Source organism: Streptomyces hygroscopicus subsp. hygroscopicus (assembly GCF_001553455.1).
In the GTDB taxonomy this organism is placed as follows: Bacteria; Actinomycetota; Actinomycetes; order Streptomycetales; family Streptomycetaceae; genus Streptomyces; species Streptomyces hygroscopicus.
This window is the reverse complement of record NZ_BBOX01000244.1, coordinates 16338-40619: the sequence shown is the minus strand read 5'-3', so window position 1 is coordinate 40619 and position 24282 is coordinate 16338. Positions and strand designations below refer to the sequence as shown.

Sequence of the window (24282 nt, the reverse complement as noted above, 5' to 3'; positions counted from 1 at the left end):
ACTCCGCCAGTTCCAGATCACGGCCGGCGTCCCGGCACCCGGAGCGGTGCGGTGACCCGCGACCTGGACTCCCTGTCCTTCGAGCCGTTGACTCCGACGTCGTATCTGGACCGTGCGGCGGCGGCGCATGGGGATCGGGTCGCGGTGGTGGACGGGCGGTCCCGGTGGACCTATGCGGAGCTGCGTGACCGGTGTCAGCGGTTGGCGGGCGGGCTGGCCCCGTTGGCCGGCGGGCGACCGGTGGCGGTGCTGGCACCGAACACGCATGTGTCGCTGGAGGCGCACTACGGGGTGCCGTGGGCGGGGGTGCCGCTGGTCGCGGTGAACACCCGGCTGTCGGTGGGCGAGGTCGCCTACATCCTGGAGCACTCCAAGGTGTCCGTGCTGATCCACGACCCGTCGTTCGACGCGTTGGTGGACGAGGCCCTCGCCCGGCTGGCCGCCCCACCGCACCGCATCAGGGCGGGGCGGGAATACGAGGATCTGCTGGCCGCGTCGGAGCCACTGCACCTGACCCCGACCGACGAACGGGCGCTGCTGTCGATCAACTACACCTCGGGGACCACGGGCCGCCCGAAGGGCGTGATGTACCACCACCGGGGCGCGTTCCTCCAGGCCGTGGCGATGGTGGGACACACCGGCCTGACGCCGTCGAGCGTGCACCTGTGGACGCTGCCGATGTTCCACTGCAACGGATGGACGTTCCCGTGGGCGGTGACCGCGGCGGCGGGGACGCACATCTGTCTGCCGAAGGTGAATCCGGCGGAGATCTGGCGGCTGCTCCGGGAGGAGGGCGTCACACACCTCAACGGGGCGCCGACGGTGCTGTCGATGATCGCCTACGCCCAGGAGGCCGCACCACTGGACCGCACGGTGCGGATCGCCACCGGTGGGGCGCCGCCGTCGCCGGCGATCCTGCGGCGGATGGCGGAGCTGGGGTTCGAGGTCACGCACCTGTACGGGCTGACCGAGACGTACGGCCCAGCGATGCTGTGCGACTGGCGTCCGGAGTGGAACGACCGCGACACCGCGGCACAAGCGCGGCTCAAGGCGCGCCAGGGCGTCGGGAACATGATCTCGTGTGTGCCGCGGGTGATCGCGGACGACGGCACGGACGTCCCCGCGGACGGTGTCACCCCGGGCCAGATCGCGTTGCGGGGCAACAACCTCATGCTCGGCTACCTCGACGACCCGGAGGCCACCCTGGCAGCGGTGCCGGACGGATGGTTCCGGACCGGGGACATCGGCATCCTGCACCCCGACGGGTACGTGGAGCTGCGTGACCGCTCGAAGGACGTGATCATCTCGGGCGGGGAGAACATCGCGTCGGTCGAGGTGGAGCAGGCGATCATGGACCATCCGGCGGTACTGGAGGCGGCGGTGATCGCGGTGCCGGACGAGCACTGGGGGGAGGTCCCTGCCGCCTATGTGAGCCTGCGGGAAGGTGCCACGGCCACCGAGGCGGAGATCATCGAGCATGTGAAGGGCAGGCTGGCCCGGTTCAAAGCGCCGAAGACGGTCACGTTCGCCGAGTTGCCGAAGACCTCCACCGGGAAGATCCAGAAGTTCGTGTTGCGGGACAAGGCATGGGCCGGGAGCGAGAGCCGCATCCGGTGAACGCCGTGAACGGACCGGCCGACCCATCGACCAGTCGACAGCCGCGGTGCCCAGCGACCCGGCCGCTCGCGAACGCCGTCGCCGACATGTGACCGCCGGGGCCTACCGGCTGCGGCAGCACGAGAAGCCCATGGTGACACTCGCCGCGATGGGCGCTTTGGTCCCGGAGGCCCTGGCCGCCGCCGACCGGCTCGCCACCCTCGGGCACGGCGCCGACGTGGTGTGCGTGACCAGCCCGGACCTGCTCTTCCGCACACTCCAGGCCCGTCGCGGCCTGTCGCAGGACCCCGCCTGAATCCTCGACCAGTCTTCCCCCTCGACCGGGCCACCCGCTGGTCACCGGCTGGACGGGCATCCCCACACCTTGGCTTTCCTGAGCACGATCCAGAACGTCCCCGTCAGCACCCTCGGCGTGACCCGGTTCGGCCAGTCCGGGGCGATCGAGGACGTCTACCGCTACCACCGCATCGACACGGACAGCATCGTCACCACCGCCCTTGACCTCATCGATTGAGCGAGAACCCGGCGGCCTCTGCGTGTGAGGGCCGGTACAGAAGAGCACACCGCACCCACCGTCCGCGCCGGCCGCGTCCCACACCATCGACGTCGCCCCTCGACCACACCGTGCTGGGTCGCACCAGGAGTTGACCGCGGCAGCCACCATGCGCAACCGGTCCGCCGCACCGTCCCCTCGCCGGGGATTCGCCTCTCATACCCCGTCCGGCGGCACGCCCCTGTCCTGCCGAACAGACGTACCGCCGGACGGTCCCGGCGCAGCCGACCCGCGCCACCCTCCATGGGGCGACAGTGCCCCACCCACTCCGTCCGGCGGCACGGCGCGGCACCCGTCCTGACAAGCCGCGCCGTGCCGCTGGACGGTCGCGACCAACCTGTCCGCCCTTTCCACGGCGAGCCGAGCAGACACTCCACCCAGACGATTGGACATGTGATGAAGGCTCTGAGCGGAATCGAACGAAAGTGGTCCGGGGCTCCGGCCATCCCCCGACCAGCCGCACCGTCGGCCAGTCGTCGGCATCTGGCCGTGGGTGGCAGGATCGGCGAGGTCGTCTCCAAGCCGTCCGCGAGCGCCTCCGTCGCCGATGAACTCCAGCAGCGCGATGCCGATGAACTCCAGCAGCGCGATGACGAAGGGGGCCTCCGCTGATGCCTCCGCTGATGCGCATCGTGCTCGTCGGGCCGCCGGGTGCCGGCAAGGGCACTCAGGCCACACGCCTGGCCGGGAAGCTGTCGGTCCCGCACATCTCTACGGGCGATCTGTTCCGGGCCAACATCAGCCGGCAGACCGAGCTCGGGAAACGCGCGAAGGTCTTCATGGACGCCGGCCATCTCGTCCCCGACGAGCTCACCATCGAGATGGCGAAGGACCGCATGCGACAGCCGGATGCCGAGAACGGCTTCCTGCTCGACGGTTTCCCGCGCAACGTCTCGCAGGCAGAGGCGCTCGACGAGCTACTGAAGACCGAGGCCATCAAGCTGGATGCGGTGCTTGACCTCGAAATCCCCGAGGGGGAGATCATCAAGCGCATCGCCGGCCGGCGCATCTGCCGCAGCCGGTCGGCACACGTGTTCCACGTGTCGTACAGCCCGCCGAAGAAGCAGGGCGTGTGCGACGTCTGCGGCGATCAGCTCTACCAGCGCGACGACGACTCCGAGGAGACCGTCCGCAAGCGGCTCGAGGTCTACTCCACGCAGACCGAGCCGATCATCGAGTACTACAAGACGCAGGGCCTCGCGGTCACGATCTCCTCCCTGGGCTCTGTGGACGAGGTCACGCGGCGGGCGTTGGAAGCCCTCAAGCGCGAAGACGACGACGAGTAGCCGCCGGCACGTCTTCCAACACACATGGCGGCGGCGGGCGTATGCCCAGAGCGGAGTGCTCCTTGACGTCCGGGGAGACCTGACCGGCAAGAACGTCGCCCAGCATCCATCGATGACATGGTGTGCGCGACAGGATCTACGGGCTTTATGAGAATGCTGGTCGAGTCTCATCCCGGCCAGCACTTTGCGTTGCCTATCCGGCCCGCCACTTCTTGTCGCTCGTCCAGGACCACAGCGGGGCGGCTCAATATCCCCGTCCGCTCCAAGAGCGGTGATCAGGGCCGGATGCCTGGCTCTGCGAGCCGCCGGGCGGTGGGCGTTCAAGCCGCCGGGGTAAGGAACTCGTGACCGCCGCGCAGCCTGGTACGCAGTGTGCGCTGGGTCGCGCGGCTGTCGAGGCGTACGTCGAGGGCCCCGGGGAGCGCGCTGTCTGCCCGTAGACCCGTGGGCAGCCGGGAGACGTCGAGCCTGTCGCGCCTGGCGATGAGGATGCCGAGCTCGTGACGGCTCAGGGCCTCGTTTCCACCGAGGTGGTGGATGCCGCTCGCATCTCCCGACGCGAGTTCCATGAGTGCTGCGGCCAGATCGGCCACATGCACCGGGCAGCGGATGTCGTCTGTGAACAGGACGCCGGTGCGGGTCCCGGCGGCGAGTTCGTGCACCGCGCGTTCGTGTACGGACTTTCCGTGGCCGATGATCAGCGAGGTACGGGCGACCACGGCGTTCGGGTGCACGAGAAGGACCCCTGTCTCCGCTGCGGCCTTCGCCGCCCCGTACGGGGTAACGGGATCAGGCAGGCAGGACTCGTCGTAGTGGACACGGGCGCCGGAGAACACGGCGTCACTGGAGACATGGATCAGACGGCTGCCGGACTTCGCCGCCGCCATCGCCAGACGGACAGGCCCCTCGGCCGTGACCGCCCAGTCCGCTCCGCCGCTCGAGACGTTGACGATGACACGAGGGTTGACCTCGGCCACGACCGTTTCCACACTTCCAGGATCCCGCAGGTCGAGGGCGTGCCACGCGACTTCTCGAGTGCGCCCGGGCCTGGTCGCGTAGGTCGCGGCCGTCGTGTGCCCGGCCACTGCCGCTTGCCGGACCAGTTCGGCACCCAAGAATCCGGAACCACCCACGATCAAAATTGTCACGACGCGGCCCCCTGGACCGGCCCGGACGAGAGGAAGCACCACGACAGTTGAGCCGGAGCCCGAGTCGGCGCGTTACTGATCACCGCGGGATGCCTGCCGGGCAAGGAACTCCTCGAACGCCGCCTTCTGCTTGGGGTCCATGAAGCCTTGGCGGACGTTGCGGGCCTTCTCCTGGAGCCAGCGGGCCTCGTCGGGGTTCAGGAGCTCGGCGACCACCACGCCTTCGCGGGCAACCGCCGTGCGCCCCCCCTACGCGACGACGAAAGAGGGTGAACGGGCCGAATTCCGCTGGGTGAGCCAGGTCCGGCTCCTCCGCCACAGCACGGTTCTCTTCCCCAGCGCCACTCGTCGGGTAGGCGCTGGGGGCCCAATGCTCCCAGAGCGCCAGCGTGGCCGCGGGCACGAGCACCGCGCGTTCCACCTCTTTATGCCCCTCCCATATGAACGTGACAGTGACAGGCTCGCCGACCGCCTCGGCCAACCCGAGCACCCTCTCCACCTCATCGTTGACCGGGTAATCCACCACTACATCGATCTGAATGCCCATGGCGCCTGAGGCTACTGGCTGCCCCCGACATGCCAGCCCCAAGCTCCTGCGCCTCGTCGACCACCGCGCACCAGGGGACCGTCCGAAAGTGCCTCTCGACGGACAGCGGGTGCATCAGACGGGAGAGCTATCACCCCGACAAGACCGGAACTCACGCGTACGCTGATGCTATGCAGCAGGCGATCCGAAGTCTGCGCGGGGCGAGTGAGACCCCGGACAGCAGAAGGCAACGCCGTTGAAGCGTGATCCCAGGACGGGGCGCACCGCACCGTGGGCCAAGGCGCTCGGTGCGGTCTGCACCCTCGCACTCATCGGCATCGTCAGCCTGTACGTCGGACAGGAAAGGAAGGCCAACCACAACAAGCAGGTGGCCGTGCAGGCGTCCAACGATCTGGCTCATGCGTTCGGCCGCGCTCTCCGTCAGAGCGGAAGCACACCGTTCCCCTCCTCCGCACGCGTTCACTTCATGCTGTGGCAGATCGCGCGGACGGCGAACCTGGATTCCTACACGGTCCACGACACCGTAGCCGAGGTAATGGCCACCTTCACCTCCTCCTATGACGACGGCAACCCGATCGCGGGAGGACGTGGGCAGGTCACCCGCTGCTACTCCTACACCGTCACTCGCATGCGCGCCCTGAGCGCATCGACAACGACGCGCCCGCTGAAGGCTTGCCCCCGCCAGGGGCCAGACCTCAGAGAGCGGGAACTGGATACCGTCTACCGGAAGGCTTTCAAGGCGGGGGAGCAGCTGGCCGGCGAGGCCGGTGGAGGCGAGTTGACGTCCGGGGAGATAGCGCACGCCGTCGGCCCCCGGGCCCTGGTTGACCGGCATCGGCGGCGTGTCGGTATCACCCAAAGGTTCACCAACAGTCCGCTGGGCGACTCCCCTCATGTCGCGGCGTGTTTTCGGTTCGAGGTAACCCTGATCCCGGGCCGACCGGTCGTGGTGTCGTCCCAGGACGTGTCGGAGGCAGCTTGCCCTCCGCTGCGCAGCCGCTAGCCGCTAGCCGCTAGCCGCTAGCCGCTAGCCGCTAGCCGCTAGCCGCTAGCCGCTAGCCGCTAGCCGCTGGGGCGATGGGCTCCTCCTCGGTCGTTACCGCGGCCGTTGACCCGTACGGTGACGTGCGTCGGCCGTGGGTCGCTCCTGGGTGGAGCCATGTAGCCCGGCGCATGGTACCGACGCCCGCCAGTCGCGCAGCCGGAAGTCTCCGGCAGATCGCCACCTGTTGATCACTCCAGACACCGTTGGGCAGGGCTCGCCGGGGTGTTCTTCGAGAGCCCGCAGGAACAGATCCTTCGACCTTTCTTTACCGGATCGGGCGGTGGGCCTTCCGGCGGCGCCGGCTCGTGAGCGGTGTGTGGCTGGGTGTCCTGATGGTGGCCGTGGTCGCCGCCGCCATGGCGCCGGAGGGGAAGGAAGAGGACCTCTCCATGCCCGGCACCGAGTCCCAGAAGGCGTTCGACCTGCTGGACGAGCGCTTCCCGCAGAGCAACTCCCCGGGCGCCGAGGCCCGGTTGGTGTTCCGCGCCCCGGACGGGCAGCGGGTGACGGCCAGGGAGAACAGGGCGGCCGTCGAGGACGCGCTCGGCTCGCTGGACGGGGGCGATCAGGTCGCGTCGACCACCGACCCCTATGAGACCGGCGACGTCAGCGAGGACGGCACCATCGCCTACTCCACGATTACCTGCACCGCGGACGCCGTCGACCTGACCGAGCCGACGAAGAGCGTCCTCGAGGACGCCGCGAGCCAGGCCCGGGAGGCCGGGCTGACCGTGGAGATCGGCGGCTCGGCCCTGGACGCCGAAGAGGAACCGGGCGGTACGACGGAGATCATCGGTGTGGTGGTGGCGGCCGTGGTGCTGGTCCTCGCCCTCGGGTCGGTGGTCGCGGCCGGACTGTCGCTGCTGACCGCCTTCGTGGGCGTGGCCATCGCCTTCGGCCTGGTCTCCGCGCGCCTGGTGCCTACGCACCACGCCCCGACGCGCGCCGGGGCGGGCTCGACCTGGACTTCAGCGGCCCCGGCCACCGGAGGCACAACCGGTCGTGTGCGGAAGACCGTGGCTGCCCGCCGCCGGCCAGAACCGAGTCGGCTGCGGCGTCTCTTGCCCCCTTCATCCCATTTCTCATGATATGTATCCGATGGCTCGGAGTCGCGGCGAAAGGGGAACAGTGGACAGAAGACGCTTCATCCAAGCCGGTTCGGTCGTGGGCAGCAGCATGCTCCTTCCGGGCCTCGACGTGGTCACGGCGGCCCAGGCCGCCCCGCGGCAGACGCTCCCGCCGGTCACGGACCCGCTGTATCTGAACCCGATCGCCGATCCCCAGGCCATCCCGCGTTTCGTGAACGCGCTGCCGCGGCCGTCGCGCATCGACGTGACGGCGGGCGGCACCCGGACCCTGCGGGCGAGCCCGGTCGTCCAGGATGTGCTCGGCGGCGGGCTGGGACTCACCACCCCCGTCTGGGGCTTCGGGCAGAACGGGAGCCGGCGCGGCTCCGGGACGTCCGTGAGCTACCCCGGCCCGACCTTCGTGGCCTTCAAGGACCGTCCGGTCCATGTGCACTGGGTCAACGAACTGCCCTTCCGCCACCTGCTGCCGGTGGACACCACGATCCACTGGGCCTTTCAGCACACCGACTACACCATCGCGCGGAACGGCGTGCCGTCCGTGGTGCACCTGCACGGCGGACACACCGACCCCCAAAGCGACGGCCATCCCGACGCCTGGTACACCGTCACCGGCACCCACGGCCCGCGCTTCGCGGGCACGCGGTTCTCCTACGGGAACACCCAGGAAGCCGCCACTTTGTGGTACCACGACCACGCACTGGGCATCACCCGGCTCAATGTGTACGCGGGTCTGGCCGGCTTCTACTTCCTGCGCGATCGTCATGAGCTCTCGCTCATCGAGGACCACAAGCTGCCCAGCGGGCCCTACGAGATCGAGCTCGCCATCCAGGACCGGATGTTCTACCCGGACGGGCGGCTGGCCTACCCGGACATCCCCGCCGATTCCCCCGACTGGCCCGGCGGACCGTCCGTCCAGCCCGAGTTCTTCGGCCAGGTCATCCTCGTCAACGGAAAGGCGTGGCCCCATCTGGACGTGGAGCCCCGCCAGTACCGGCTGCGCCTGCTCAACGGCTCGAACTCACGCTTCTACCGGCTCTCGGTCGACGGGTCATGGCCCTTCCCCGTCACCCAGATCGCCACCGAGGACGGTTTCCTGTACCGGCCGCTCCCCCTGGACGCACCACTGGTGATCTCTCCGGGGGAGCGGGTGGAACTGGTCGTCGACTTCCGTGGCCTGCGGGGATCACAGTTCACGGTCACCAACGACGCCCCGACCCCGTTCCCCGATGGAACCCCGGTCGCCCCGCCCGCCGACCAGGTCCTTCAGCTGCGCGTCAGCCGGCCGCTGGACCAGAAGGTGCCCGAGCCGCGACTGCCGGGCACGCTGCGCAAGGCGCCGTTCACGGTCGACAAACCGCCGGCGCGCACCCGTCAGCTGCTGCTGTTCGAAGGAACCGACAGCTTCGGACGGCCCCGCCCGCTGCTGGGCACCGTGGAGAAGGGCGGGCTGGCGTGGTCGGACCCGATCACGGAGGACCCCGCGCTGAACACGGCGGAGATCTGGGAGGTCTTCAACACCACCCCCGACACCCACCCGATCCACCTGCATCTGGTGCGGTTCCAGGTGCTGGACCGGGCGCCCTTCACCGCGGACCAGGACCCGCGGACCGGCGCGCTGACGAACATCCAGGTCGGCGAGGCCCAGCCCCCCGGCCCCGGCGAGCAGGGCCCGAAGGACACGGTGCAGATGCCGCCCGGTCAGGTCACCCGGATCAAGGCCCTGTTCGACAAGCGCGGGCTCTACGTCTGGCACTGCCACATCCTCGAACACGAGGACAACGAGATGATGCGGAACTACCAGGTCACCTGAGCGCGGCGGCGCCCGAACAACTCCTCCCGCCGACGCCCACGGTCGCCCACCGGGCCCACGGTCTCGCGCCGCGGGCCCGGCGGGAGACACAGCACGGCCGCGACGCCTCCCGGCCGAGCGGGACCGCGGCGCGTACGGCCGCTCGTGCTGAGGCGGGGAGCCTGAAGAAGCGGACACGAGACGTGGTCACTTAACGGGGCGAGCACTCCTGCTGGGCAGGGGTGCGCTCACCCCGTCTCCGTCTGCCTGCGCTCGATGTCGCCCCGTAGCGTCACTGCCCGCGGATCGTCATAGTCGGCCAGGAGCCTCAGCGCCGTCACCCGGTGCTGGCGGGCCGCCTCCGGATCCTCGTCGTGCAGAGCCGTGCCCAGGCCGTCGAGTGCTTGGGCCTCGTGCCAGTGGTCGCCGAGGTCATGATGAGTGGCCGCGGCCCGGCGGTGGAAGTCGGCGGCCTCACGGTTCCGGCCGAGCCGGTGGTACGTGTCTCCCGTACCGTTCCAGGCAAGCGCCTGCCTGCTGCGGTCACCGAGGCGTTGGTGCAGCGTCGCGGCCCGTTGGTAGGAGATCAGGGCGTCGCCGAATTCGCCGATGTCTCGCTGGGCGTCTCCCAAGGCGATGAGCCAGAACCCCTCGAGCCGGTGGTCGCGCAGATCGAGGGCGATGTCGAGCGCCTGCTGAGCGGAGCTCAGCGCTGCCTGGCGGTCGCCTTGTTCGCGCTGGATACCGCTCAGGAGACGCAGCGCATTGCCCTCGCCACGCTCGTTGTTCAGGGAGCGGTGCGCCGCCAGCGCCTGTCCGGTCACGGTCGTGGCCTCGGACAGGCGTCCCGCGCTGTAGTGGGTGCTGGCGAGGTTGGACAGTGCAGTGGCCTCCCAGTGCGCGGCGTCCTGTTCTCGGAAGGCGGAAATGGCCTGCTCGAAGTGGTGTGCGGCCACGTCGAGGTGTCTGGTGCGCAGATGGATCAGGCCGATCAGGTTGAGGGCGTGGGCCTCGCCGAGGCGGTCACCCCGTCCCTGTGCGATGGCCAACGCCCTCTGATGGCATTCCAGGCTCTCCACCAGCTTATTGATCCGAGTGTGGGCCATGCCGAGATCTGTGAGCAGATGCCCTTGCGCGGCTCGATCACCGAGCCGTTCCGCCGCTTCCAGACCGATGCGCCCCACGGCCGGCCAGTCGGTGCCGGGTGCGGAGGGAGACTGCGCGTCCCACAGGGCGGCGGACAACTGCCAGGCCAGCCGGTCGTGCCCGGTGGCCGCCGCCGCGCGGACACTCTCCAGGAGATTGTCGTGGTCGCGCTCGGCCCAGTCCACCGCGGCGTCACGGTCGGAGAAGACCAGGGGGCGCACACCCTCCGTCGGCGGGTCGAGACGCAGGCGATCCTCGGCCGGGCTGATCCAGCTCTGTGCCGCGTCCGCGGTGTGCAGATACCACTCCAGCACACGGCGCAGCGCGGCTTCCCGTTCCGGACCCGGCTCCTCGTACTGCGCCTGGTCGACGGCGTACGCCCGCAGCAGGTCGTGAAACTGATAGCGGTCCGGGGCGGTCTGCTCCAGCAGATGGGCGCCCACCAGGGAGTCCACCAGTTGCCGGGTCCGGCCGGTGCTCAGCCCTGCGAGAGCGGCGGCCGCGTGGAGGCCGAACTCGGGACCGGGGTGCAGACCGAGGAGGCGGAAGAGACGGGCGGCCTGATCGGGTAAGGCCCGGTAGGACCACGCGAACACGGTACGAACGGCCTCGACGTCCTCGTCCTCGCCCGTGCTCAGCGCATCCCAGAGGGCGGATTCGTCCCGCAGGTCGGTGATCAGGTCCTCCAGTCGCAGATGGGGCCGACCGGCGGCGCGCTCCGCGGCGATCCGCAGGGCGAGCGGCAGCCCGGCGCACAGCCGGGCGAGCTCCACGAGCCTTTCCGGCTCGTCGTCGGGCCGGTATCCGGAGGTGACGGTGCGCAGCAGCGCAACGGACTCCTGCTCGGGCAGCACGCCCAAGGTCAGCCGACGCGCCCCGTCCCGCACGGCAAGGCCGGACAGACGGCTGCGGCTGGTGACGACGACCGGGCTGGCGGAGCTTCCGGGCAACAGCGGACGCACCTGACTCACCGTGGCCGCGTTGTCCAGCACCACGAGCATGCGGCGGTTCGCCAGCAGTGACCGGTAGAGCGCGGAGGCCGCGTCGGTATCCCGTGGCACGGAACCGGGCTCGACGCCGAGAGCGATCAGAAACCGGTGCAGGGCCTGATGAGCGGTGACCGGTTCCCCAGGGTCGTAACCCCGCAGGTTGACGTAGAGCTGCCCGTCCGGGAAGCGCCCTTGGACCTCATGGGCCCAGCGGAGCGCGAGGGATGTCTTCCCCGCACCCGGGGTCCCGGCTATGACGCATACCGAGATGACCGGCGGAGCACCGCCCTCGCCGCCCAGAACGGCGTTCAACTGAGCGAGTTCATCGATGCGGTTGACGAAGCCGCGCACATCGGCCGGGAGCTGCCGGGGGACGGGCCTCGATGAGTCGCCCTGGCCCGGTTTCTCCTGCCCGTGGAAGTGAATGCCTCCGCTGATGTCTCGGGCCTGTACAATATCGCGGGCCGTGCCCGACAGCTCGGAGCGCGTACCCTCGGGCCGTTCACGGCCTCCGCTGGACTCTGTGATCGCCTACTCCGTCCGTGCCTGGGGCGGGGATGGACGCGTCGCGCTCGATGTCCGGTGCCACGCCGTCCCTGCCGTTTCCCCGCGATGTGATGGGCGCAGTCGTTACCCAGTGTATCGGCGCGGCAACCTGGGACAAGCGGGATGGCGCAACATGAGTGTGCGGGCCCGTCGGCCGGGCCCGCACACCTCCCGCTGTTCAGCGGCTTCCGCGGCACACCGCGCCGTCAGGGCCTCCCCGATGTCGCGAACCGCGCCTGGACGGTGGGGGGTTGTGTGGAGGTGCGGAAGGGGTGGGACCACAGGCCCCGGTCGCGCAGGAGGGGGAGGACGCCCTCGCCGAACCAGTAGGCCTCCTCCAGGTGGGGATAGCCGGAGAAGACGAATTCGTCGATGCCGACGCTGTGGTACTCGGCGATCCGCTCGGCGACCTCGGCGTGGCTGCCCACCAGGGCGGTGCCCGCGCCGCCGCGGACCAGGCCGATGCCGGCCCACAGGTTGGGGTGGATCTCCAGGTTGTCCAGGCTGCCGCCGTGGAGGGCGAGCATGCGCTGCTGGCCCTCGGACTCGCTGCGGCCCAGGCCCGTCTGGACGGCGCGTACGGTCTCCGGGTCGAAGCCGTCGAGCAGGCGCCGTGCCTCCGCCCATGCCTGGTCGGAGGTGTCGCGGGTGATGACGTGCAGCCGGATGCCGAAGCGGACCGTGCGGCCCTGTTCGGCGGCGAGGGAGCGGATCCAGGCGATCTTCCGGGCGACCTGGGCGGGTGGTTCGCCCCAGGTGAGGTAGACCTCGGCGTGGCGGGCGGCGACCTGGCCGGCGGCGGGGGAGGAGCCGCCGAAGTAGATCTGCGGGACCGGGTCGGGGAGCCGGGTCAGCTTGGCGTCCTCGACGCGGAGGTGTTCGCCGGCCAGGTCGACGGTCTTGCCGTCCCACAGGTCGCGGACGATGCTCAGGAACTCGCCGGTGCGGGCGTAGCGGGCGTCCTTGTCGAGGAAGTCGCCGTAGCCGCGCTGCTCGTGGCTCTCCCCGCCGGTGACCACGTTGAGCAGCAGCCGGCCGCCGGTCTGCCGCTGGTAGGTGGAGGCCATCTGGGCGGCGAGGGTGGGGGAGACGAAGCCGGGACGGAAGGCGACCAGGAACTTCAGCCGCTCGGTGTTCTGGCTGACCATCGCGGTGGTCAGCCAGGCGTCCTCGCACCACGCGCCGGTCGGCGTGAGCGCGCCCACGAAGCCGAGGTGTTCGGCGGCGCGGGCGATCTGGGTGAGATAGCCGACGGTCGGCGGGCGGTCTCCGCCGGCCGCCGTGACCGGCGCGCCGTGGCCGCCGCCGACGACATGGCGGCTGTCGCCGTTGGTGGGCAGGAACCAGTGGAAGGTGAGGGACACGGTGCTCACTCCGTTCGGGGGGCTACCGGAGCCCGTGGCGGGGTGGTGTCGTTCCGTCCGGCACGTGGTGGCCGACGCGCTGGACCTTCCAGCGGGCCGGGTCGTGCGGGGTGCGCGTACGGGCGTTCCGCCAGTGGCGGTGGCGGGTGCGGGGTGTCCGGGGCCGGGCGGGTGCCGGTGGCGGGCTTGGGGTGTCCGGGGCCGAGCCGGTGCCGGTGGCGGGCTCGGGCACAGACAGCACGGTCAGCTCGCCGCGGCCAGCACGGTGGTGCGGGGGTGGCCGAGCGCCGCCGAGAACTGGTCGACGACCTGCTCCAGCGCCTCGGCGGCCCCGGCCGCCACGCTCACCCCGCCGTCCGGCTCCACCGTGATGTCCTTGTCGAGGGTGAACCAGCCCTGGACGATATGGGCCGCGCCCATGGAGGACAGCACCGGCCGCAGCGCGTAGTCGATGGCCAGCACATGGGCGACGCTGCCGCCGGTGGCCAGCGGCAGCACGGTCTTGCCCGTGAGCGCGTACTGCGGCAGCAGGTCCAGCAGGGACTTCAGCAGCCCGGAGTAGGCGGCCTTGTAGACCGGAGTCCCCACGACGACCCCGTCTGCCTGCTCGACCAGGGCCTTGGCCCGGACGATGGCCGGGTGCGAGAAGTCCGCGCCGAGCAGGGCGGCGGCGGGGAGGGTACGGACATCGAGCGGTATCACCTCATGGCCCTGGGCGGTCAGCCGCGCGTCCAGATGGCGCAGCAGCCGGGCGGTGCGGGAGGTGGCGGAGGGGGAGCCGGAGAGGGACAGGACGGTGGCCATGGGCAACCCTTCGTGGTGCGGTCGATGCGTGGGAACGGGGGGCGGCGGTCAGGAAAGCGCGGGCTCGGACTCCGGCCGGTCCGCCTCCGGCTCTTCGGACGACGGTCTCGCGGAGGGTGCCGGCGGCCTCGGTACCGGTGTCACGGGCGACGGGAAAGCCGTCGAGGGCGAAGCCGGGCGCCGGGCGGCCGGCGGTGGCGGCGGAGGCACGGACGTCCCTGGTCCGCTCGGTGACGCCGTCGAAGTCCTGACAAGGGAACTCCCGGGAGAACGGGTAGAACGAATACGGGCATGGTGAATCGGCGCCCGGCGCCGACCGGAATTCCTCAACGGGCGCGGACGCGGAAGCGAAAAGGCCGGGTGGCGCGAATGGCACCGGGGCGGGGCAGTATGGCCGGCCGCATTTCCTCCGGTGGCGGGGCCGGGCCTTTCCGACGGATCCCCGTGGGAGGAGGATCTCCGAGGATCTAGAAGCCTTTCCCGATCATGTGAGGCGGCGGGAAGTGCGGCGGAGGCGATTCCTCAGTGCTTGCTCGGACCCGGCGGCAGGTCAGGCCGGACAGCAACAGAACGCGCTGCAGACACGCGCGAGGTCGACATGGCGTCGCCGCGTGAGGTCCTGTCCGTTCATGTCACCGATCCAACCAGGGGGAAGTCCTGCCGGTCAAGAACGCCCGGGGTGCGTTCCATATCCCGGACGAAGCGGCGGGCCGCGGAAATTCCACGACGCCTGCTTCGAGATTACCCGGGAGACGGGCCGGAGAGTGAGTCGGTATTCATGAGACCGTGATAGGGATCCCCTTGAACGGCGCGGCGCGGGCGGGCACTCTGCGGCATGTGCGTATCGAACAGCTGGAATACATCGCCGCGGTCACCCGCCTCGGCTCGCTCCGCCGCGCCGCCGAGGAACTGCATCTGTCCCAGCCGGCACTCAGCGAGACGGTGCGCAATCTGGAACGCGAACTCGGCGTGGACCTGCTGGAGCGCAAGCGCTCCGGAACGACGATCAGCGCCGAGGGACGGGAGTTGCTGCCGCATATCGTCAGCGTCATCGAGGCCGTCGACCGGCTCCGCGGCGCCGCCGGTGACCAGCACCGCGTCAGCCGGATGATCCGGCTGGGCACGGCCAACACCGCGACGGTCCCGCTGCTGATCCCGGCCGTCCGGGAGTTCCGCGCGACCCATCCGGTGACCCAGGTCGAGGTGGTGGGCGCACAGCAGAGCGAGATCCACCGGGCGCTGCTGGAGGGGAGCTTCGACCTGGGCCTGGTCAACTACCTGCGGGGGGACGACGTTCCGCCCTCGTTGGAGACCACCGAGCTGCTGCGCGGCCGCCCGGTGGTCTGTCTGCGCCCCGACAGCCCGCTGGCCGCCCGGCCGACGGTGAGCGCGGCGGATCTGCTGGATGAGCGGGAGCCGCTGATCGTCATGCGCTCCGGCTATCTCATGCACCGCTTCATCCACCGGCTGCTGGCCGGGCGCGCCCCCTCCTTCTCGTACGCCACCGACGGTGCCGAGATGGGCAAGCTGATGGTCGCCGAGGGGCTCGGCGTCACCGTGCTCCCCGACTTCAGCGTCATCGGCGACCCCCTGGAGCGCGGTGGCGCGATCACCTACCGGCCGCTCGCGGACGGCGGGGCCACCGAGGTGCTGCTGGTGATCCAGCGCCGTCGCTCGGGCTCCGTGCCGCGCGCCGTACGCGATCTGCACGAGCTGTTCGTACGGCGCGCGGGTGCCCCCGCGGCTACAACTCCCTGAGCGCGGGCAGCAGTTGCTTCTCGGCCCAGTCCAGGAACGGCCGCTGGTGGTCGCCGCCGATCTGGACCAGGGCGACGTCCGTGAAGCCCGCGTCGACGAAGGGCCGGATCAGCTGCGTGAACTCCTCGACGTCGTCGCCGCACGGAATGGACGCGGCCACGTCCTCGGGCCGTACGAACTGGGTGGCGCCCGCGAAGGAGGCGGGCCCCGGCAGCTCGGAGTTGACCTTCCAGCCGCTGCCGAACCAGCGGAACTGGTCATGGGCACGGGCGATGGCCGCGTCCCGGTCGGGGTCGTAGCAGACCGGGATCTGCCCGATCCGTGGCTTTCCGCTGCCGCCGTTGCGCTCGAACTCCTGGACCAGCTCGGACTTCGGCTCCGTCGCGATCAGGATGTCGGCCAGCTGCCCGGCCAGCCGGCAGGACTGCCGTCCGGAGACGGCCACGCCGATGGGCGGCGGCTGGTCCGGCAGATCCCACAGCTTCGCCGAATCCACGTCGTAGTGGGTGCCGTGGTGAGTGACGTAGCCGCCGCCGAACAGCGCCCGGATGATCTCGATCGCCTCTTCCAGCATCTCCTGCCGCACATCGGCCGACGGCCAGCCCTGGCCGACCACATGCTCGTTCAGGTTCTCGCCGGACCCCAGCCCCAGCCGGAACCGCCCCTCGGACAGCAGCTGGAGCGTGGCCGCCTTCTGCGCGACCACCGCCGGGTGGTAGCGCACGGTGGGGCAGGTGACATACGTCGTCAGCGGGATCGAGGAGGTGGCCTGCGCGGCGGCGCCCAGCACGCTCCAGGCGTACGGCGCGTGCCCCTGGGAGTCCAGCCACGGGAAGTAGTGGTCGGAGGTCACCGAGAAGTCGAACCCGACCTGCTCGGCCCGGACCACGTCGTCGACGAGCTGACGTGGACCGGCCTGCTCGGTCATCATCGTGTATCCCCATCGAACCATGGCCCCCGAGTACCGCCCCGCCCGGCCCCCAAACCTCCCAAACCGGCCACCGAGCCCGGGAAGTGGCTGGTCACGGGGTGCGGCGGCGGCTCACCTGGCGTAGTCGCCACCACCCGGGCTCGGCGGCGACGGCGGCCGGGGACAGGGGGCGGTGGGCGGACCTGGTGTGCCCGGCCGCTGTCTGGGGGCGCCGGGCCTGGTGTGTCCGGCTGCTGTCTGGGAGTGCCGGGCCTGGTGCGTCTGGCTGCTGTGCTGTCTGGGGGCGTCGGGCCTGGTGTGTCCGGCCGCCGTCTGGGAGTGCTCCCCGGACGTGGCGGTCCCACGGCGCTCCTTGCTCATGTCCGCCGCTCTCGGGGAGGGCGCTCCCTGGTCCACCCCGCCGCCCTCAGCGGTGGCGCCGCTTGATCATGTCCGCGCACTTCTCGCCGATCATCATCGTCGTGATGCACGGATCCACGGTGGTGAGATACGGCATGGCCGAGCCGTCCGCGACCCGCAACCCCGTTACGCCCTTGACCCTCAACTGCGGATCGAGCGGCGCGTCCGGGTCGTCGGGCGCGCCCATCCGCACGGTGCATGCCGGGTGGTAGACGGTGTTGTGGGTTTCGCGGATGTAGGCGGCCAGCTCGTCGCCGGTGTGGACATCGGGGCCGGGGGCCAGTTCGACGCCCGCCCACAGGGCCAGCGCGGGCCCGGCGGCGATCTTGCGGGCGAGCACCAGTCCGCGGGTCATGACGGTCATGTCGTAGGCGTCGGTGAAGTAGCGGGGGTCGACGCGCGGCTTGTCGCGGAAGTCGCGGGTGGCCAGCCGTACGGTGCCCCGGGAGCGGGCGCGGGTGACGTTCGGGGTGAGGCAGAAGGCGTTCTCCGAGGTGGGGTAGCCACGTCGGTAGGTGTTCAGGTCGAACGGCACGGCGCCGTAGTGGAACATCAGGTCGGGGCGGTCCAGGTCGGGCTCGGTGGCGGTGAAGATGCCGATCTCCCACCACTGGGTGGAGGTGGCGACCATGGGCTGCTCGGCGTTCCACATGATGATGCCCTCGGGGTGGTCCTGGAGGTTCCCGCCGACACCGGGGGAGTCCACCAGCACCTCCACCCCCGTCTCCCGCAGATGCCCGGCGGGGCCGATACCGGAGAGCATCAGCAGCTTGGGGGTGTCGATGGCGCCGCAGGAGACGATGACCTCGCGCCGGGCGTGCACCCGCAGGGTGCGGACCAGGCCGGGGGCGAGGTAGTCGGCCCCGGAACAGCGCAGGTTCTCGTCCAGGACCAGCCGTGTGGCCCGTAGTCCGGTGCGCACCCGCAGATTCGGCCGGGAGTCCATGACGGGGTGGAGGTAGCCGACCGAGGCCGAGCAGCGGGTGCCGTCCTCGCGGGCGTTGATCTGGAACCAGTTGGCGCCGTTCACCACCGTCGTACCGGTGTTGAACGGGGTGATCGGGATGCCCGCCTCCGCGCAGGCCGTCAGCACCGCCCGGCCGCACGGGTCCTCCGGCGGTACGGTGCGGATCCTGACCGGGCCGCCGCGGCCGTGGTGGTCGCCGGGCGCGTCGTTGTCCTCCAGGCGCTGGAAGAGCGGGAAGCAGTCGGCCGCCGACCAGCCGTCCAGCCCCATGGACGCCCAGTCGTCGAGGTCCTCGGCGGGGGCCCAGAAGGCAATGCAGGGGTTGGACGAGGAGCAGCCGCCGAGCACCTTGGCGCGGGCGTGGCGCAGGAAACTGTTGCCCTTCGCCTGCGGTACGACCGGGTAGTCCCAGTCGTAGCCGGACCCCAGCAGCCACATCCAGCGGTTCAGCCGCAGGACGTGGTCGTCCCCGAGGTCCGACGGGCCCGCCTCCAGCAGGCACACGCTCACCGAGGGGTCCTCGGACAGCCGTGAGGCCACCACCGACCCGGCCGTACCGCCGCCCACCACCACGTAGTCGAACTCGTCCACTGGCCTCTCGCCTCTCTTCGCGGGGTGGTGGGGGTGGCGGGGTGCTTGGCGGCACGCCGTTACGGGCCTGCTGGGCGAACCCGCTGGAGGGACCCGCCGGACGAACCAGCTGGACAACCAGCAGGAGGCGAAGCCGCCCGGCGCGACCACGCCGACGAACAGTCGGGCGAACCGCCCGGCCGTGGCTTCGGCGGGGGCTTCGGCGGTGGCCCCGGCCGTGGCTTCGGCGGTTCCGGCGGTGGCTCGGACCGTGGCTTCGGCGGGCCCCGGCGGTGGCAGCGGTGGTGGTCCGGACCGTGGCTTCGGCGGGGGTCCGGCGGGGGTCCGGACCGGGGCCCGGACCGTCGCTTCGGCGGTGGCCCGGGCGGCTCTCCCACCGTCACTCGAACCACCGCTGCGGGCGGGGCGCGGTGTTGCGCCAGATGTGTTTCGGCTCCTGGTACTCGCGCAGCCCCGACGGGCCCAGCTCACGGCCCGTACCGGACTGCTTGACCCCGCCCCACTCGGCCTGCGGGACGTACGGATGGAAGTCGTTGATCCATACGGTCCCGGCCCGCAGCCGGAACGCCACCCGGTGCGCCTTCTCCGCGTCCTGGGTCCACACCCCGCCCGCCAGGCCGTAGATCGTGTCGTTGCCGAGCGCGACCGCCTCGTCCTCGTCCCGGAACCGCTCCACGGTGAGCACCGGGCCGAAGGACTCCTCCTGCACCACGGACATGTCCGGGGTGCAGTCGTCCAGGACGGTCGGCAGGTAGTAGTAGCCCTTCGCCAGGGCGGGATCGTCGGGCGGTGCCCCGCCGCAGCGCAGCACCGCGCCCTCGTCGATCCCCGCCGCCACATAGTCGGCGATCTTCTGGCGGTGCTCGGCGGAGATCAGCGGACCGGCGCGGGCGGTCTCGTCGAACGGTCCGCCCAGCCGGATGTTCCTGGCCCGATGGACGATCTCGTCGACGAACGCGTCGTGCAGCTGCTGCTGGACCAGCAGCCGGGCACCGGCCGAGCAGACCTGCCCGGAGTGCAGGAACACCGCGGTGAGCGCGTAGTCGACGGCCGTGTCGAAATCGCAGTCGGTGAAGACGATGTTGGGGTTCTTGCCGCCCAGTTCCAGGGCGAGCTTCTTCACCGTGGGCGCGACCGCCGCCATGATCCAGCGTCCGGTGGCCACCCCGCCGGTGAAGGACACCATGTCCACCCGCTCGTCCGTGACCAGCGGGGCACCCGCGGTGGCGCCCGAGCCGAGGACCAGATTGGCGGCGCCGCCCGGCAGCCCGGCCTCCGTCAGCAGCCGCATCAGATGGATCGCGGAGTGCGGGGTCAGCTCGCTGGGCTTGAGGACGAGGGTGTTCCCGGCGGCGAGCGCGGGCGCCACCTTCCAGGCCGTCTGGAGCAGCGGATAGTTCCACGGCGTGATCAGCGCGCACACCCCGACCGGTTCCCGGACCACCCTGCTGTCGATCTCCGGACTGCCCACGTCCACCACCCGGCCGGCCCCGTCGGAGGAGACGAGGTTGCCGAACCAGCGGAAGCAGTTCGCGATGTCGTCCAGGTCGAACTCGCTCTCGGCCAGCCGTTTTCCGGTGTCCATCGACTCGGCGCGGGCGAGCGTCGGTTTCTCGCGCTCCAGCAGATCGGCCACCCGCAGCAGCAGCCCGCCCCGCTCGGCGGCCGGGGTGCCGGGCCACGATCCGCGGTCGAAGGCGTCCCGGGCGGCCGCCACCGCGGCGGCGGCGTCCTTGGGCCCCGCCTCGTCGACCACGGCGACGAGCGAGCCGTCCGCGGGACAGCGGACCTCACGGGTGTGTCCGTCGAGGGCGGTCGTCCAGTGGCCGCCGATGAACAGCTCCGGCATGGGTTCCTCCGGGCTCGGACGACAGTGGCCGGCCCCGGGGTGGATCCGTCGACGCACCCGGCCGGCCCACACACCGAGCCTAAGTGGCACAGGACACCCTCGCACGGTGTACCGGCAGGCCCGGGGCGCGCTGGGGCCCGGCGGGACGGGGGGCGGGGGGCGGGGGACGGGGGACGGGCGGCAAGGAGCGCGGGCGGGAGGGGAGGGCGTCGGGCGGGGACGGGAGGCACTGGGCAGGGTGGGCGGACGTCGTCGGATGGGGCGGGCAGGCCCGACGACGATGGAGCGAGTGCGCGGGCGCGTGGCGGGGCGAGCGGGCCCCGCCGCCGGGCGCTCAGCCGTTCTCGTGCCAGGTGCCGTCGGTGTAGTCGTAGCCGTACTCGGGGCGCCCGTTCACGCTGCTGGTACGGAACGGCGAGCCGTGGTCGTCGATCCGCAGCGTCCCCGACCGGCCGCCGCTCGTCCAGTCCAGCTCCAGGTACCAGCTGCAGTCGCAACCGGACGTCCGGGCGTTGACCAGCAGCACCTCCGGATCGGAGGCCGCGACGCGGTAGGGGAAGCGGACGGCGGGGATCGGCTCGCCCCCGTCGTTGCCGTCAGTGGGGCGGGCCAACGGACGCGAGGCGTCCAGGTTCACCGAGAAGGCGCGCGGGGTGAGGGAGCCCCCACAGCCGTTCTCCATGGCGAACGACGACCACGCGAGCGGGGTGCGACGGCCCACCACCCGTACGTGCAGGGCCCGCAGGACGACGGCCGACGAGGCACGGCCCTGCACCGTGACCTCCACATTGGTGGTCCCGCCGTGCACCGCGCCATGCGCGGCGGCCCATGTCGGGGCGTCCTGCTCGGTGGGCGGCGGGGCGACCTGGGACGGGGGCCGGTCGATGAGGTAGCGGTGGTCGCAGCCGTTCTCCCAGACGTGGGAACGGGTGGAGAGGGTGAGCGGGGCCCGGGTGGAGCCGCCGTCCCCCGGCTCCTCGGTCGTGCGGGGGGAGGCGGCGCCGGCGGCGCCGCCTCCGTCCTTCCGCTGCTCGTCGTGTCGGCCCTTGCCATCGGTGCGTGGGGTGGCGGACGCCTCGTCGCGGTCCGTCTGCTGACGGTCCAGATGCCCTCGGGCGGTCGGCCCGGCGGGCGGGGCGGACGAGGGGGCGGCGGTGGTGGAGGGTGAGGCGGCCGTCTCCTTCCGCCCGTCCTCACCGGGTGGCCGTACCTCGACCGCCGTCACGGCGAGCACGACGACGGCGGCGGCCCCGGCCAGCAACGCCCACGGCCGCCGCACGCGTGACACGACGGCACTTTCCCCGCCACTCCCCGGCACGGCGCGCAACCGCCGCCGCCCGGCGGGCGCGGACCCGGCCGTGCTCCCGGAGGGCTCCCCGGCGGCGTGGGGCGGTCGGGTCCGCCCGGCCGACGCCGACCGGGCCCGGCCGCCGACAGTCCGCTCGGCGGCGTCGGCGTCCCCGCGGTGGTGCCCGGCCCCGTTCCGAGGTGTGGTGTGGGTGGTCGGGCCGGGGGCGGGGGCGTCGGGTGTGGCGTTGGCGGTCGTGATGTCGATGGTTGGGGCGTTGGCGGTTTTGGCGGTTGTGGTGTCGGTCGTGGTCGTGGTCGTGGTCGTGTTGGCCGTCGTGGTGTCGGCTTCGTGCGCGGGCGTGCGGGTGGCGGCGGTCCGTGCGGGGGCCGGGGTGATGACTTCGGTGGCCTCGTCCGGAGGAGGGGCCGTCCCCGGGCCCCGGCCGGACGTGGCGTCGCGCCCCTGAGAACGGTCTGCGGTGGCTGGGCGCACGTTGGGCGTGGCGTCGGTCTCGGAGGCGTTCGACGGGGCTGACGGATCCGGCGGGTTGGAAGGGGCTGAGGGGTCTGGCGGGCCTGACGGGCCTGACGGGGTCAATGGGTCCGACAGGTCCGGCGGGTCTAACGAGGCCGGTTGGTCCGACGCGTTCGACTGGCCGTCGGCGCCTTCTCGTGCGTCGGCGGACCGCCGCGGCTCACCGTCAGCGGACCGCACGTCCGTGGACCGCGGGTCCGTGGACTGCGGGTCCGTGGGCCGCGCGTCCGGGTCTCGCGCGTCCGGGTCCCAGGCGTCCGGGTCCCGCGCGTCGGCGGACTCGACCTCCGCCTTCCGTGCGGTGCCGTCCACGGCCGGGCGGCCCTCTGCCCCCTCGCCGCCCGAGACCGGGCGTGTGGTGTCGGCCTCGCCGCCGCGCGGGGCCGACGACGTGCCCTCGCGGTCGGCCCCGCGGGGGCGACGCCTGGAGGCGTCCGCGAGCATCCAGCGGCGGTGGAGGGCGACCAGTTCCTCCGGAGTGGCGCCGCACAGCCGGGCGAAGCGCTCCACGGGGGCGTAGTCGGCCGGGACCGCGTCGCCGTTGCAATAGCGGTGCACCGTGGACGTGCTGACGTGCAGTCGGGTGGCCAATGAGCCATAGCTGCGGCCCGAGCGCTCCTTCAGCGCCCGCAAGCGCTCGGCGAAGTCCTCGATCTCCCTGGCGTTTCCCACGCCCCACCCCCCTGTTCGTCCCCGGTACCGCGGCATCGTTCCACGGGCTTTCCGCGCACGCGTTCCAGGGTGTTGTCATATCCCCAAGTCAGCGTACGTGCAGGTGTTCCAGCGTCCCGAATGCCACGCCAGCCGTAGCGGCCACGGCCAGATGGCGCACAGGCTTGTCCCGTCACCGCGACCTCCCGGTGCGGCGGCGACATGCTGAGATCTGGAGATCAGGAAGAGACGAGGGAACACCTCATGCGCAAGCCCACACGCTCACTACGCGGTGCCGTGCTCGGCCTCGTGGCCACGGCCACGGCCGCGGTCGTGGCCATGGCCGCCACCGGGCCGGCCCAGGCCCAGACCCAGGCCCACGCACAGGAGACCCAGGCACGGGCCACGGCGCAGGCCGTGCCCCGGAGCACCCCCGGCCACCTCGTGCCGAGGGAGCTCCCGCCGCACCCGAGTTCGGATTGGTACGCGAGTGACGTCACTCAGGGCCTGCCCGAGACCGCTCCGTTCTGCGTCGAGAAGACCCTGCCGTCGGCCGGGGCGACCCACCGCACCTTCTGGACCGAGTACGACACCGGCGCCACCCAGATCGTGGTCAGGACCGGCACCGTGGCAGCCGCCCGCCAGCTCGCCGCCGCGGCCGAGCAGAAGATCCGGAACTGCGCCGCCGACTGGCAGCGCACCTACCCGCAGGGCACTGCCTCATGGCGGGACTACGGCGCGCTGGCGGTCGAGGACGGTGCCCACGTCTATGGCGTCCACACCTCGTACCCGGACTCGGAGCCCGGCATCCACCTCTTCGGGGTGGGGCGCGACGGCCGGACCGTCACCATCGTGACGTGGGGTCAGATGGGCGACTACGACCAGGCGCCGCTGGCCGACTTCCAGCGGACCATCACCACGGCGGTGGTCAAGCTGTACCACCCGTGACCCGGGGGCGGAGGGGACGCGGACAAGGCCCGAGGGGGTCCAGGCTCGAGGGGGGCTCAGGCGCGAGGGGCGAGGGCTTCTTGGGGGAGGGAGAGCCGACGACGGCCCAGAGCCTGTCTGACGGGGGCTGAGGGGGCCGGAGAGGGCTGACGGGGGCCGGGCCCGGCGGGAGCGGGCCCGACAGCGGGGATGTTGGGGCCCGACGGGGGTGGGCCCTGACAAGGGGCCCGACACGGGGGCCCGACACCGGGGACGGGCCCGGGGCCTGCGGAGGGTCGACGGGGGATGGGGACTGGTGGCGGCTACGCGCACACACGGGGGTGCGCGTCGCTGCCACCTCTCCAGGTGCGCCACCATCACAGGTCCGGTCACCCCTCCAGGTCCGCCACCATCCCCAGGCCCCGCCACCATCCCCAGGCCCGCCACCACCCCAGGCCCGCC

18 protein-coding genes and 2 pseudogenes are annotated in these 24282 nt (G+C 71.4%); 10 read left to right on the top strand and 10 right to left on the bottom strand.

What is annotated here, in order from left to right:
- The 5 genes from AXW62_RS23975 to AXW62_RS23965 form a co-directional block, all read left to right on the top strand.
- Window positions 1-1617, top strand: a 1617-nt coding sequence (locus tag AXW62_RS23975) for an acyl--CoA ligase family protein (RefSeq protein ID WP_306305068.1), incomplete at its 5' end; no start/stop codon positions are given.
- Window positions 1618-1705: 88 nt separating this feature from the next.
- Entirely contained in the window at window positions 1706-1912 is a 207-nt protein-coding gene (locus tag AXW62_RS47480; RefSeq protein WP_060946322.1) for a transketolase-like TK C-terminal-containing protein, read from the top strand.
- A 69-nt stretch (window positions 1913-1981) separates the two neighbouring features.
- On the top strand, window positions 1982-2131 hold the full coding sequence (locus AXW62_RS47475; protein ID WP_208972936.1) for a hypothetical protein: 150 nt from the start codon (window positions 1982-1984) through the stop codon (window positions 2129-2131).
- A 528-nt stretch (window positions 2132-2659) separates the two neighbouring features.
- On the top strand, window positions 2660-2782 hold the full coding sequence (locus AXW62_RS46735) for a hypothetical protein (RefSeq protein ID WP_289306022.1): 123 nt from the start codon (window positions 2660-2662) through the stop codon (window positions 2780-2782).
- Between the two features lie 11 nt (window positions 2783-2793).
- Window positions 2794-3456, top strand: a complete 663-nt coding sequence (locus AXW62_RS23965) for an adenylate kinase (protein WP_060946328.1) — start codon at window positions 2794-2796, stop codon at window positions 3454-3456.
- A 320-nt stretch (window positions 3457-3776) separates the two neighbouring features.
- Here AXW62_RS23965 and AXW62_RS23960 read toward each other — a convergent pair whose 3' ends face one another.
- Both AXW62_RS23960 and AXW62_RS23955 read right to left on the bottom strand, forming a co-directional pair.
- Complete coding sequence (locus tag AXW62_RS23960; RefSeq protein WP_060946321.1) at window positions 3777-4604, bottom strand: SDR family oxidoreductase; 828 nt, start codon at window positions 4602-4604, stop codon at window positions 3777-3779.
- Between the two features lie 72 nt (window positions 4605-4676).
- A pseudogene (locus tag AXW62_RS23955) lies at window positions 4677-5151 on the bottom strand (hypothetical protein).
- Window positions 5152-5386: 235 nt separating this feature from the next.
- Here AXW62_RS23955 and AXW62_RS23950 point away from each other — a divergent pair.
- From AXW62_RS23950 to AXW62_RS23940, 3 genes and pseudogenes are all read left to right on the top strand, one after another.
- The gene (locus AXW62_RS23950; RefSeq protein WP_060946320.1) at window positions 5387-6154 is read left to right on the top strand and encodes a hypothetical protein; all 768 of its coding nucleotides are present in this window, start codon (window positions 5387-5389) and stop codon (window positions 6152-6154) included.
- A gap of 245 nt (window positions 6155-6399) precedes the next feature.
- Window positions 6400-7119 (top strand): annotated as a pseudogene (locus tag AXW62_RS23945) (MMPL family transporter); the annotation flags it as partial.
- Window positions 7120-7324: 205 nt separating this feature from the next.
- Complete coding sequence (locus tag AXW62_RS23940; protein ID WP_252368704.1) at window positions 7325-9094, top strand: multicopper oxidase family protein; 1770 nt, start codon at window positions 7325-7327, stop codon at window positions 9092-9094.
- Between the two features lie 227 nt (window positions 9095-9321).
- Here the strand turns inward: AXW62_RS23940 and AXW62_RS23935 are convergent, their stop codons facing one another.
- The 4 genes from AXW62_RS23935 to AXW62_RS47210 form a co-directional block, all read right to left on the bottom strand.
- Entirely contained in the window at window positions 9322-11220 is a 1899-nt protein-coding gene (locus AXW62_RS23935) for a tetratricopeptide repeat protein (protein WP_479685798.1), read from the bottom strand.
- Window positions 11221-11960: 740 nt separating this feature from the next.
- Window positions 11961-13118: an LLM class flavin-dependent oxidoreductase gene (locus tag AXW62_RS23930; protein ID WP_060946317.1), complete on the bottom strand. Its 1158-nt coding sequence runs from the start codon at window positions 13116-13118 to the stop codon at window positions 11961-11963.
- Window positions 13119-13361: 243 nt separating this feature from the next.
- The gene (gene ssuE, locus AXW62_RS23925; protein ID WP_030843416.1) at window positions 13362-13922 is read right to left on the bottom strand and encodes an NADPH-dependent FMN reductase; all 561 of its coding nucleotides are present in this window, start codon (window positions 13920-13922) and stop codon (window positions 13362-13364) included.
- Between the two features lie 550 nt (window positions 13923-14472).
- Window positions 14473-14553, bottom strand: coding sequence for a putative leader peptide (locus tag AXW62_RS47210; RefSeq protein WP_354671515.1), 81 nt, complete (start codon window positions 14551-14553; stop codon window positions 14473-14475).
- A gap of 206 nt (window positions 14554-14759) precedes the next feature.
- Between AXW62_RS47210 and AXW62_RS23920 the strand changes: the two genes are divergently transcribed.
- Window positions 14760-15680: a LysR family transcriptional regulator gene (locus tag AXW62_RS23920; protein WP_060946326.1), complete on the top strand. Its 921-nt coding sequence runs from the start codon at window positions 14760-14762 to the stop codon at window positions 15678-15680.
- Here the strand turns inward: AXW62_RS23920 and AXW62_RS23915 are convergent.
- The 4 genes from AXW62_RS23915 to AXW62_RS46730 form a co-directional block, all read right to left on the bottom strand.
- The gene (locus tag AXW62_RS23915; RefSeq protein WP_030843421.1) at window positions 15667-16632 is read right to left on the bottom strand and encodes an LLM class F420-dependent oxidoreductase; all 966 of its coding nucleotides are present in this window, start codon (window positions 16630-16632) and stop codon (window positions 15667-15669) included. The two genes, AXW62_RS23920 and AXW62_RS23915, sit on opposite strands and share 14 nt — an antisense overlap.
- A gap of 385 nt (window positions 16633-17017) precedes the next feature.
- Complete coding sequence (locus AXW62_RS23910; RefSeq protein WP_060946316.1) at window positions 17018-18568, bottom strand: GMC family oxidoreductase; 1551 nt, start codon at window positions 18566-18568, stop codon at window positions 17018-17020.
- Window positions 18569-18947: 379 nt separating this feature from the next.
- Complete coding sequence (locus AXW62_RS23905) at window positions 18948-20417, bottom strand: aldehyde dehydrogenase family protein (RefSeq protein ID WP_060946315.1); 1470 nt, start codon at window positions 20415-20417, stop codon at window positions 18948-18950.
- 334 nt (window positions 20418-20751) lie between these two features.
- On the bottom strand, window positions 20752-22914 hold the full coding sequence (locus tag AXW62_RS46730; protein WP_060946314.1) for a transcriptional regulator: 2163 nt from the start codon (window positions 22912-22914) through the stop codon (window positions 20752-20754).
- Window positions 22915-23157: 243 nt separating this feature from the next.
- On the opposite strand from AXW62_RS46730, the gene AXW62_RS23895 reads away from it, so the two are divergent.
- Entirely contained in the window at window positions 23158-23841 is a 684-nt protein-coding gene (locus AXW62_RS23895) for a hypothetical protein (RefSeq protein WP_060946313.1), read from the top strand.
- Window positions 23842-24282: the final 441 nt, after the last annotated feature.

Bases quoted from the DNA above. Each gene is read 5' to 3' on its own strand.
- AXW62_RS23965 (WP_060946328.1), top strand. From the start codon at position 2,794: ATGCGCATCGTGCTCGTCGGGCCGCCGGGTGCCGGCAAGGGCACTCAG.
- AXW62_RS23935 (WP_479685798.1), bottom strand. From the start codon at position 11,220: ATGCTCGTGGTGCTGGACAACGCGGCCACGGTGAGTCAGGTGCGTCCG.
- ssuE (WP_030843416.1), bottom strand. From the start codon at position 13,922: ATGGCCACCGTCCTGTCCCTCTCCGGCTCCCCCTCCGCCACCTCCCGC.
- AXW62_RS47210 (WP_354671515.1), bottom strand. From the start codon at position 14,553: ATGAACGGACAGGACCTCACGCGGCGACGCCATGTCGACCTCGCGCGT.
- AXW62_RS23915 (WP_030843421.1), bottom strand. From the start codon at position 16,632: ATGGTTCGATGGGGATACACGATGATGACCGAGCAGGCCGGTCCACGT.
- AXW62_RS23905 (WP_060946315.1), bottom strand. From the start codon at position 20,417: ATGCCGGAGCTGTTCATCGGCGGCCACTGGACGACCGCCCTCGACGGA.
- AXW62_RS23895 (WP_060946313.1), top strand. From the start codon at position 23,158: ATGCGCAAGCCCACACGCTCACTACGCGGTGCCGTGCTCGGCCTCGTG.